The sequence below is a fragment of the Marinobacterium litorale DSM 23545 genome (assembly GCF_000428985.1).
Classification (GTDB): Bacteria; Pseudomonadota; Gammaproteobacteria; order Pseudomonadales; family Balneatricaceae; genus Marinobacterium_D; species Marinobacterium_D litorale.
On sequence record NZ_AUAZ01000009.1, the window covers coordinates 88,867 to 100,300 of the forward strand.

At 57.9% G+C, this 11,434-nt stretch carries 8 protein-coding genes; 6 read left to right on the forward strand and 2 right to left on the reverse strand.

Annotated features, from left to right (window positions below; genetic code table 11):
* Positions 1 to 235: 235 nt before the first annotated feature.
* The 5 genes from G403_RS0109495 (at position 236) to G403_RS0109515 (ending at position 7,440) form a co-directional block, all read left to right on the forward strand.
* A complete protein-coding gene (locus tag G403_RS0109495; RefSeq protein ID WP_027853786.1) occupies positions 236 to 2,404 on the forward strand; it encodes a malate synthase G in 2,169 nt (722 codons plus the stop codon).
* Positions 2,405 to 2,519: 115 nt separating this feature from the next.
* A complete protein-coding gene (locus G403_RS0109500; RefSeq protein WP_051298800.1) occupies positions 2,520 to 5,390 on the forward strand; it encodes a transporter substrate-binding domain-containing diguanylate cyclase in 2,871 nt (956 codons plus the stop codon).
* 87 nt (positions 5,391 to 5,477) lie between these two features.
* Positions 5,478 to 5,744, forward strand: coding sequence for a PepSY domain-containing protein (locus G403_RS0109505; RefSeq protein ID WP_027853788.1), 267 nt, complete (start codon positions 5,478 to 5,480; stop codon positions 5,742 to 5,744).
* A gap of 11 nt (positions 5,745 to 5,755) precedes the next feature.
* Positions 5,756 to 6,310: a cytochrome b/b6 domain-containing protein gene (locus tag G403_RS22800; RefSeq protein ID WP_036233224.1), complete on the forward strand. Its 555-nt coding sequence runs from the start codon at positions 5,756 to 5,758 to the stop codon at positions 6,308 to 6,310.
* A gap of 125 nt (positions 6,311 to 6,435) precedes the next feature.
* Positions 6,436 to 7,440: a ribonuclease Z gene (locus G403_RS0109515; RefSeq protein ID WP_027853789.1), complete on the forward strand. Its 1,005-nt coding sequence runs from the start codon at positions 6,436 to 6,438 to the stop codon at positions 7,438 to 7,440.
* On the opposite strand, the gene grxB is transcribed toward G403_RS0109515, so the two are convergent.
* Positions 7,419 to 8,075: a glutaredoxin 2 gene (grxB, locus tag G403_RS0109520; protein WP_036233227.1), complete on the reverse strand. Its 657-nt coding sequence runs from the start codon at positions 8,073 to 8,075 to the stop codon at positions 7,419 to 7,421. The two genes, G403_RS0109515 and grxB, sit on opposite strands and share 22 nt — an antisense overlap.
* A 153-nt stretch (positions 8,076 to 8,228) precedes the next feature.
* On the opposite strand from grxB, the gene G403_RS22805 reads away from it, so the two are divergent.
* On the forward strand, positions 8,229 to 9,113 hold the full coding sequence (locus G403_RS22805) for an NAD-dependent protein deacetylase (RefSeq protein ID WP_051298803.1): 885 nt from the start codon (positions 8,229 to 8,231) through the stop codon (positions 9,111 to 9,113).
* Here G403_RS22805 and metE read toward each other — a convergent pair.
* Positions 9,064 to 11,346, reverse strand: coding sequence for a 5-methyltetrahydropteroyltriglutamate--homocysteine S-methyltransferase (metE, locus tag G403_RS0109530; protein WP_027853791.1), 2,283 nt, complete (start codon positions 11,344 to 11,346; stop codon positions 9,064 to 9,066). The genes G403_RS22805 and metE overlap by 50 nt on opposite strands.
* Positions 11,347 to 11,434: the final 88 nt, after the last annotated feature.

Consider the following 11,434-nt stretch of genomic DNA (forward strand, 5'->3'; position numbering starts at 1 on the left):
TTTCTAGTAAAAAAACAACAAAAAATACGCGAAAACATCTCTACTTTTCGCAATCGTGTTGCTAAATAACACGAACGATCCGTTTTTTCATACTTTAGGCCAAAAGGGGTTACATTGGTGTTGAATTGCGCTATTTTCGCATTGCACAATTATATTCAGTGGTAACCCAGCCTCCCGGCAAAGTGCAGCCTCGCCGAAATCCGGGGGACATAAACAAAAATTTGAGGCATATCTCATGAGCCAACGCGTACAGGTTGGCGGCCTTCAGGTCGCTGAGGATCTCTATAACTTCATCAACACCGAAGCCCTCCCGGGCACCGGCGTGGAAGTGGATGCCTACTGGGCCGCATTCGATGCCATCGTGCATGAACTGGCGCCGCGCAATCGCGAACTGCTGGCCAAACGCGATGATTTTCAGGCCCGGATCGATCAGTGGCACCGTGACAACCGTGGCCAGTTCGATTTTGCCGCCTACAAAAAATTCCTGGTTGATATCGGCTACCTGCTGCCCGAAGGCGAAGACTTCACCGCCTCGACCAGCAATGTGGACCCGGAAATGGCGACCATGGCCGGCCCACAGCTCGTCGTTCCGGTGATGAACGCCCGTTATGCCTTGAATGCGGCCAACGCCCGCTGGGGCAGCCTGTACAACGCACTCTACGGTACCGACGCCATCTCCGAAGAGGGCGGGGCCGAGGCCGGTTCCGAGTACAACCCGGCTCGTGGAGCCAAGGTGATTGCGTTCGCCCGTCAGTTCCTGGATGACAACGCCCCCTTGGCCCAGGGTAGCCACAAAGATTCCGCCGGCTATCACGTGCAAAATGGCGCACTGGTCGTATCGATGCGCGATGGCAGCGAAACCGGTTTGGCAGAGCCGAGTCAACTGGTCGGTTTCACTGGAGAGGCCAGCAGCCCCAACGGTATCGCACTGGTCCACAACGGCCTGCATTTCGAGATTCAGGTCGATCGTACCGACATGATCGGCAAGACCGATGCTGCGGGCGTGAAAGATATCCTGATGGAGTCCGCGCTGACCACCATCATGGATTGTGAAGACTCCGTTGCCGCTGTCGATGCCGAAGACAAGATCCTTGTTTACCGCAACTGGCTGGGCCTGATGAAGGGCGACCTGACCGAAGAGGTGAGTAAAGGCGGTAAGACTTTCACCCGTACCATGAACCCGGACCGACTCTACAATGCACCCAACGGCGGTGAGGTAACACTCAAGGGTCGCAGCCTGATGTTCGTGCGCAACGTGGGCCATCTGATGACCAACCCGGCGATTCTCGACCGCGATGGCTATGAGATTCCCGAAGGGATCATGGATGGCCTGGTCACCACATTGATCTCCGTTCATGACGTGAAGGGTAACGGTCAATTCAACAACACCGTGACCGGCTCGATCTACATCGTAAAGCCGAAAATGCACGGCCCCGAAGAGGTTGCGTTCACCAATGAACTGTTCGGCCGCATCGAAGAGGCATTGGGCCTGCCCCGCTTCACCATGAAAGTGGGTATCATGGATGAGGAGCGCCGCACCACCGTCAACCTGAAAGAGTGTATCCGCGCTGCCAAGGAGCGTGTGGTATTCATCAACACAGGCTTCCTCGACCGTACCGGTGATGAAATCCATACCTCCATGGAAGCCGGTCCGATGATCCGCAAAGGCGATATGAAAGGCGCGGCCTGGATCAAGGCCTACGAAGACTGGAACGTGGATACCGGCCTGGCCTGTGGTCTGAGTGGCCGGGCTCAGATCGGCAAGGGGATGTGGGCAATGCCGGATCTGATGGCCGGCATGCTGGAAGCCAAGATCGGCCACCCGCTGGCTGGCGCCAACACAGCCTGGGTGCCCTCACCCACCGCTGCCACCCTGCACGCATTGCACTACCATAAGGTGGATGTCTTCGCCCGTCAGGAGGAGCTCAAATCCCGCCCACGCGCAGCGCTGGATGACATCCTCACCATTCCGGTGGCACAGAACCCGGACTGGAGCGCCGAGCAGATTCAGCAGGAGCTCGACAACAATGCACAGGGGATCCTCGGCTATGTGGTGCGCTGGGTCGATCAGGGTGTCGGCTGCTCCAAAGTGCCGGATATCAACGATATCGGCCTGATGGAAGATCGCGCCACCCTGCGTATCTCCAGCCAGCATATCGCCAACTGGCTGCACCACGGTATCTGCTCCGAGAGCCAGGTCATGGAAACCATGAAGCGGATGGCCGCTGTCGTCGATCGCCAGAACGAAGGCGACCCGATCTACCGCCCCATGGCCGCTGATTTCGAGGGCTCCGTGGCCTTCCAGGCCGCCTGCGATCTGGTATTCAAGGGCCGCGAGCAGCCCAATGGCTACACCGAGCCAGTCCTGCATCGTCGCCGCATACAAGCCAAGGCTCAGGGATAGAAGCGCCAAACGAGCAGGGGGCCGTTACAACGGCCCCCTGCTTTCTCCTACCCCCACTTCCCACCTTCGTGCTAGCCTAGTTTCTTCGACGTTCGCAAGATTTTAGGGTTTTCGTATGGAAACGGCCCGTACCACCGGTTGTATCCTCCTATCTCTGCTCGCTTCGCTGCTACTGGCTCTTTCATTTTCAGCCCAGGCCAGTAATACGATCAGCATCGGAGTTGTAGCCGATAACGAGCCCTACTCGAGTATGGGACCGTTGGGGCCACGGGGATTCTCTATTGACGTACTTAACGAACTGAGTCAGCAAACCCAGATCGATTTCCGCTACCGCATGGGCAGCTGGCCGGAGATCTATTCGGCTTTTCTCCGGGGTGATCTGGATGCCATCGATGAGGTCTCATGGCGCCCGGAGCGGGTCGGTAAAATGCTGTTTACCGAGCCCTACCACCTGCGCCAGACGGTGATCGTGCACAACCCCGCCAATCCACTGCCTCCGGTGAAGACTGTCGAAGATCTGCAGCCCTTCCGGCTCGGAGTCATGCGCGATATTTACTACGCCGATGCCTTTCAGGATGCCGGGATTGAAGTGCGCCACTACGACCTGCTGCCCGACCTGGTTCGCGCCCTCGCATTCGGCTGGGTGGATGCTATTGTCGGGCCCGAAATCACCCTCAATTACCTGGCCCGCCGGGATGGGTTTCACCAGCTTCGCATTCTCTCGCCAGCGCCTTTGGGTAAACAGGCCAGCGAGGATTTCCGGATTGCCGTGCAACCGGACGACCGGGAGCTGCAACAGCGACTTGATGCGGGCTTGAAGGCGATTGATCCGCGCTGGCTCGAACAGCTGCGCGAACGTTGGCAAGAGTACGGCGGTGAAGCCCTGACGGCGGGAGGCGATCTGCAGCTGACTGCACAGCAGAAAGCTTACCTGAGCCAACTGCCACCATTGCGTGTTGGTTTGATGGACCAGTACGCCCCGTTCAGCTTCCTCGACAACGGCAGGCTTCAAGGCATGTCGGTGGACTACCTGTCCCGCATCGCAGAACTGACCGGTTTGCAGATCACACCGGTCGCCGATGACTGGGCCACCCTGATCGAGCTGTTCAAGCGGGGCGAAATCGACCTTCTCGCCAACATGTCCGAGAGCTCGGAGCGTCGAGCCTTCACCCGTTTTTCGAAGCCCTATCACCGCATCCCGGTGGTCGTATTCAGTCGCGACCCCGGGTTTCGCTTTCAAACCCGCTCGGACTTAAGTGACAAACGGATCGGCTACGGAGAAGGCATCTTTTATCAGGATCAGGTCCGGTCCTGGAAAGACGTGACCAGCATCGCCTACCGCGATCAGGCCGCCATGTTTGAAGCGCTCGCCAGCGGACAGCTGGATCTGGTGATCGGCGCCCTGCCACTGGGCAATCATCTGGTGCGCCGGCTGGGCCTGAGCAATGTCCAGGTGGCCGGTGAACTCACGCTTTCGGGCATCGAAAATGAAGACCTGCGTTTTGGGGTACGTCCAGAGCTGGCCCCACTACCGGAGATCATTGATGCGGCGCTGGAAGCGATTTCGGTGACCGAGCGCAACACCATTGCCGACCGATGGCTGGGTGCCCAAATCACCTTTACTCAGACAGCGTTGAATCTGACACCGGCTGAGCACCGCTTTCTGCAATCCAGGGAGCATCGTTTCAGTTTCTGCTCCCACCCCCAGCGTTTACCACTGGAGTCCATGGAGGATGGCCGCTATGTGGGCCTGGGTGCCAGCCTGCTGTCGATTCTGGAACGCAAGCTGAACCTCAGTTTCGAACACCGGGCCACCGATAGCTGGCAGGCCGCACAACAGGCGCTGGCATCCGGTCAGTGCGACCTGTTACCGGTGACAATTACCACCGGCACTGAACAGCACCCGACCAGTGTGCCTTACCAGCAAATGCCGGTTGTTGTGCTGGGCCGACTGCAGGCCCCCTTTATCGATTCACTGTCCGAGCTGGGTGATCAACCCATTGGCGTGGCCGCGGATAGCGGTCTTCAGGCAACCCTGGCACTGCATCATCCGGGGCTCAACCTGAAAACGATAAGCAGTGAAGAGGCCGCTCTAGAACAACTGCAGAAAGGTGAGCTTTACGGTTATATCGGCCTGCTGGCCACCACAAGCCGCCGTCTGGCTCAGCTGGGCATGGCCGATATCCGGGTGATCGGCCGAGTCCCTCAGGATGCCCAGCTGAGCCTGGCCGTCCCTCCCGGGGAAGAGCAACTGATGGCGATTCTGGACAAGGCGATCGAGCAGCTCTCCCCCCAGGAGCGTCAGCGCCTGGCCAATGAGTGGACACATCTCAGCCTGGAGCCACCGCCCGACTACACACTGCTGTGGCAGGTCGCCCTGGCAGCGGGAACGGCTCTAATGCTGCTTGTACTCTGGAACCGTAAACTGGGATCGCTGAACAGGCAGCTGGCCGAGGCCAACGACCAGCTCGCCACGCTCAGCCAAACGGACAGTCTGACCGGCCTCCACAACCGGAGCTGGCTGAGCCAGCATGGAGAATCACTGCTGGCAACGGCCCGCCGCCACAAGCTGACTCTGGTCATGGCGATGCTCGACGTGGATCATTTCAAGCGAATCAATGATACCTATGGTCACGGCATCGGTGATCATTGCCTGGCCAGTCTTGGCACACAACTGCGCCAGCACTTCCGCCGGGACACAGACCACCTGATAAGACTGGGCGGTGAAGAGTTCCTCTATATCGCGACCACGGAACAGCCGGATGAGATCCGTCAGCGGCTGGACGATCTGCGCCGCGACCTGGCAGGGACACCGATCCACATCGAAGGCCATACGCTGACGATGACGGTTAGTCTCGGCGTCGTCACACGAGTACCGGCGACCCAGACCCGACTGGAGTCTCTGTTCGGACTGGCTGATCAGGCGCTCTATCAGGCTAAACGTGAGGGCCGTAACCGTCTGGTAGAGGCCGCCCCCGACGACTGACCTGCATCTAAACATGACCGCTTAAGTTTCATTTAAGCAAGCAGCTTTAAAGTGCCGTCATCGATCACTCAAAAGAGGGCACTACCGATGAAAAAACTGATCTCAACGCTGCTGATTGCAACCGCGGCTCTGTCCGCCAACGTGTACGCGGAACAGGAACTGTGCGACGTACCGAAAAGTGAATGGCAAGATATGGAGGCCCTGAAACAGTCTCTCGAAGACAAGGGCTGGGAAGTAAAACGCATCAAGGTGGATGAGGGCTGCTACGAAGTCTACGCCCTGGATGACAAAGGCGAGCGTGCCGAAGTGTACTTCGACCCGAAAACCTTCGAAGTGGTCAAGACTCAGGAGTAAGGAGACGCTCCATGTCCACCGTAAAAGAACCGACGACGGTCAAAGTCTGGGATCCGCTGGTCAGGCTCTTTCACTGGTCACTGGTCGCGAGTTTTGCGGTGGCCTATATCAGCTCTGAGGAGTGGCAGGAGCTGCATGAAACCTGTGGCTATATTGTTGTGGGTCTTATCTGCTTCCGTCTCTTATGGGGGTTGATAGGCTCACCTTACGCTCGCTTCAGTCAATTTGTGCGCCATCCACGCACAGTGTTCGCTTACCTGCACGACATCCGCCACGGCCGTGAAGCCCGTTACCTGGGCCATAATCCAGCCGGGGGGATGATGGTGGTTGCCCTGCTGGCGGGACTGGGTGCACTGACCTTTACCGGTTGGCTCGCCACCACCGACCGTTACTGGGGCGTAGACTGGGTACAGGAGCTCCACGCTGTGATCGGCAATGGCATACTGCTACTGGTCGGTCTGCATGTGGCGGGAGTCATCCTGGCGAGCCTTCGCCACCGCGAAAGTCTGGTCAGATCAATGCTGCACGGTCGCAAGCGCCTGGGCGATCCCCATGATGTAGCGTGAACGCTTCCCTCTCTCGCCGCCGGCACCTCAGCCCTGAAGGGGCCGGCCCCTTTATCATCGCTGTATAGTTTCCTGGGCTATTCACGCTACACTGGCCCGATGCAACGGCTCACCGGATACTAACCATGAAAATCACCTTTCTTGGCACCTCCTCCGGTGCCCCGACCCGTCGGCGCAACGTCAGTGCAACAGCTATTCAGCCCGAGCGAGGCAAAGCCTGGATACTGGTGGACTGCGGCGAAGCGACCCAGCATCAACTGCTGCGCACCGCACTGTCGCCACAAAAACTGGCGGCAATCCTGATCACCCACATTCACGGGGACCACTGTTACGGACTGCCCGGACTTCTCGCGTCCTGCCAGCTCAACGGGCGTACCGACCCCTTGATCATCGTCGGCCCGCCCGCTGTTTGGGAATACCTGCAAGCCGTGATCAGGATCACCGAACTGCGTATCGAATACCCCCTGATCTTTGAAACTGTGGATCAATCCCTGTCCCTGGAGGCCGCGGGCTTCAACATTCAAGCAGCCCCGCTGAGCCACCGTACCGAGTGCTGGGGGTATCGACTGGAGGAAGCCCGTGTCGCGCTAAAACTGGATATCGACAGACTCCGGCAGGATGCGATCCCATCCGGTCCGATCTATAACCGGCTGCAGCGCGGTGAGGATGCCGTCCTTGAGGATGGCCGACTCCTTTGCAGCCAGGATTATACCCACCCATCACACAAGCCCCGGGCAGCCGTTATCAGCGGTGACAACGATACCCCCGAAGCCCTGACCGAGCTGTGCCTGGGCGTGAATCTGCTGGTGCATGAGGCAACCTACACCGAACCTGTTCTGGAACGCGTAGGGCCAGAGCCCCAGCACACCAGTGCCGCCCGGGTGGCACGCTTTGCCCAGTCCGAAGCAATCCCGAGCCTGATACTGACCCATTTCAGTCCGAGGTATGTTCAGAAATCCAGGCACGTTCGGGATCAGGGCATCGATGAGATCGAGTCGGAAGCCCGTCTCTACTATTCGGGCAAGCTGATACTCGCTGAGGACTTTGCAAGTGTGCAAGTCAACCACGACGGCTCGTTATCCACCGTGGATACTTCGAAAGCGAGGCCTCATATTGCCCGGTCAAAATAGAGATCGACGCCGGTCAGACTGGAAATCTCCTTCAGATACGTCTGAATCGACTCTGGAAACTCGAGTCCTTTCACCAGCGTTAAGCCGCGTAGCCGCGGAAAAATAATGACATCATCCCAGCTCAGTCTATTTTCCCGCTCAGAGGGCAGTGGCAGCTTGGGCAGGTCGGCAAGGACCTGTTCAACCGCATTTTTGTGCGCCCCGGTGTTGGCCAGCGCATCATCGAAGCTCATCTCGAGCATCTTCTCTTTTTTACTACGGAAATAGGCTTGGGCTCCCTCGGTGGCGAACTCCGGCAGACCAATACGGATCACCCGTGGAAAACTCAGCGCCCACTGGGCATGTCCCACTTGGCTTAGCTGATCAGCTACCTGCTGATCAAGACCGGATGCCGGCAGGATGATCTGTTTCTCATCCCCAATCTCATCGAGCCGTTTACAGATATCCAGACTCTCGCCGATCAGCGCACCATCATGCTCGAGTATCGGCACCATCTTGGCTCCAATCAGATCGAAACAGGTTTTCTCGTCATCATTGAGCAGCACCACCCGCTCAAACGCCACGTGTTTGTAACCTGCAACCAGACTAGCGCGGACACAAAACGGGCAGTGATCGTAAAGATAGATACGGGTCATGGTCATCCTTTCCAGAGAGAGTTTGGTCGATTTTAAACATGATCGGTTGGCGGATTGCCAGTGGCACTCACGGCTCTGGCTGTAAGAAAAAATCCGAAAAGAGTCTGTTAAAGTATAAGGATTAAGTTTTTTTGGAGTGGAGGTTGCAAACCGATGGTCTCAGGCGACGCCTTGCTCGACTTTATCCAGCGCCACCCGCGCCTGCTGGTTCTGACAGGAGCCGGTATCAGTACCGATTCCGGCATTCCCGATTACCGGGACCGGAACGGCGACTGGAAGCGCAAGCAACCGGTGCAGCATGCGGACTTTATGGCAAACCATAAGACACGGCAACGCTATTGGGGCCGTAGCCTGATCGGTTGGCCTGTGATTCAGCAGGCCCGGCCCAACCGGTCTCACCACGCGCTGGCCACCCTTGAGCAAGAAGGACTGGTTGAGCTGCTGGTCACCCAGAACGTGGATGGTTTACACCAGCGAGCCGGGTCACGGGCGGTCATCGACCTGCACGGGCAGGCGGGCGATGTTATCTGCATGGACTGCGACTACCGTTGCACCCGCGACGAAGTACACCGCCGCTCCGGCTCTCTGAACCCCGCATTTACGCAATTCACGGCGACCAGCGCACCGGATGGTGATGCGGATCTGGAGGTGGATTTCAGCGATTTTCGCGTACCCCACTGCCCCGAATGTGGCGGCATCCTCAAACCTGACGTCGTCTTCTTCGGCGATAACGTCCCCAAAACCCGTGTTCAGGACGCGCTCGATGCACTGCAACGAGCTGACGGCTTATTGGTTATCGGCTCATCGTTGATGGTGTACTCCGGCTTCCGTTTCTGCCGCCGGGCCCGGGAGTGGAACAAGCCAATGGCAGCCCTGACGCTGGGGAGAACCCGCGCCGACGACCTGTTGGATCTCAAGGTTGATGCCCCCATCGCACCCACCCTGAGCCATCTGATCGAGCAGCTTGGGTTCAGTGCCTCTGCGGCGATCAGCCAGCCTCTGCTCTCAACCGGTGCGCCGCCGCAACCATATTCCTGAGTGCCGGAATCACCTCGCTCCACTGTCGGGTTTTCAGGCCACAATCCGGATTGACCCAGAGCCGCTGCGCTGGAATGCGCTCGGCGGCCCGCTGCATCAGCGCATACACGGACGCTTCCGACGGCACATTGGGACTGTGAATATCGTACACACCGGGACCGATCTCATTGGGGTAGCTGAATGTTTCAAAGGCATCCAACAGCTCCATATCCGAGCGCGAAGTCTCGATGGTGATCACATCCGCATCCATCCGTGCAATCGCCGGCAGAATATCGTTGAACTCGGAGTAGCACATATGGGTATGGATCTGGGTGCTGTCCGCTACACCGTTGGCGCTGATCCGAAACGCTTCCACCGCCCAATCCAGGTAGCTCTGCCACTGACTTTTGCGTAACGGCAGCCCCTCGCGCAACGCCGCTTCATCGATCTGAATGATGTCGATGCCGGCCGCTTCCAGATCCTGCACCTCCTGACGAATCGCCAGCGCCAATTGATACGCGGTGGCTTCCAAAGGCTGATCATCGCGCACAAATGACCAGTTCAGGATCGTGACAGGGCCCGTGAGCATCCCCTTCATCGGCTTCTTGGTAAGAGACTGCGCGTATTGAGTCCACTCCACCGTCATCGCTTTGGGCCGACTGATGTCGCCAAATAGAATCGGGGGTTTAACGCAGCGCGAACCATAGGATTGAACCCAGCCGAAGCGGCTGAAAGTATAACCGTCCAACTGCTGGCCGAAATACTCCACCATATCGTTGCGCTCCGCCTCGCCGTGTACCAACACATCGAGCCCCAGCGCTTCCTGCTGTTCAATACACCGCTCGATCTCCTGCTTGATCGCCCCACGATAGGTACTCTCATCGATTTCCCCCTGCCGCACCGCCCGGCGCAACTGACGCAGTTGATCGGTCTGAGGAAAGGAGCCGATGGTGGTCGTCGGATAAAGCGGCAGACGCAGGCGTGCGTGCTGCAGTTTTGCGCGCTCTGCGTAGGGACTCTGCCGCTGACCCAGACTCGGTTCCATGGCAGCAACGGCAGCTCGAACTTGCGGATTACGAACCCGGGCAGACGCGCGACGGCTCTGCAACGCCACCTGGTTCTCCAGCAAAGCGTCAGCGACTGCGCTGCGCCCCTCACGCAAGGCGCGCTGAATCAGCTTCAGTTCATCCAGCTTCTGCTGAGCAAACGCCAGCCAACTCCGGATTTCAGCGTCCAGCTCCTGCTCCAGTGCCAGATCCACCGGCACATGCAACAATGAGCAGGAGGGCGCCAGCCATAGGCGCTCTCCCAGCTGTCTTGATACCGGTTCCAGCCAATCCAGTAACGCCTCAAGATCGGTGCGCCAGATATTACGACCATCCACAACGCCCAGTGAAATCACCTGATCGGGCCGGGCATGGTTAATCAGGACCTGTACCTCCTGAGGTGCTTTAACCGCATCAAGATGAATACCCGCTACCGGTAGTGAGCAGGCCAGGGCCAGATTGTCTTCCAGAGCGCCAAAATAGGTGGTCAGCAACAACTTGATGCCACTTGCCGATGCCAGTTGCTGATAAGCCTGGCGATACGCCTGCTGCCAGTCATTAGCCAGATCGGTCACCAATGCGGGCTCATCGATCTGAACCCACTCGACCCCCTCTGCGGCCAGTTCTGTCAGCAGCTCGCCGTAAACCTCCAGCAACTCCGGCAGCAACTGCAATGGCTGTGTCTCATCCTTGGATTTTCCCAACGACAGATAGGTCAGCGGCCCGAGCACCACGGCCTTCACCGGCTTATCCTCAGCGCCCAGCTCACGGACCTGTTGGACTAGCCGATCACTATTCAGCGAAAAGCGCGTACTACGATCAAACTCCGGTACGATGTAGTGATAGTTGGTATCGAACCATTTAGTCATCTCTCCTGCATGGACACACTGGCAGGCCGTATCACCGGCAGCACGGCCACGCGCGGCACGGAAATAACGCTCCAGCTCGCCACCTTCAGTCTGCAAAACACGTGTCGGCAGGTTACCCAGAGTGACGCTCATATCGAGCACCTGATCGTAAAGTGAGAAATCACCCACCTGAATCAGGTCCAGATCCTGCTGCCGCTCGCGGTTCAGGGTGCGCAGAGTCGCCGCTTTATCATTCAGCTGCGCCTCGTTCAAATCACCGCGCCAGTACGCTTCCAGCGCAAATTTCAGCTCACGCCGCGCCCCGATACGCGGAAATCCCAGGTTGTGTATCAGACTCATATGCCTCTCCCTAAATCAGTTCGGGAGTATGCTAGCGACTGCAATCAATAAAAAATAATGGCATTATTTTATACATCCATTATTCAAA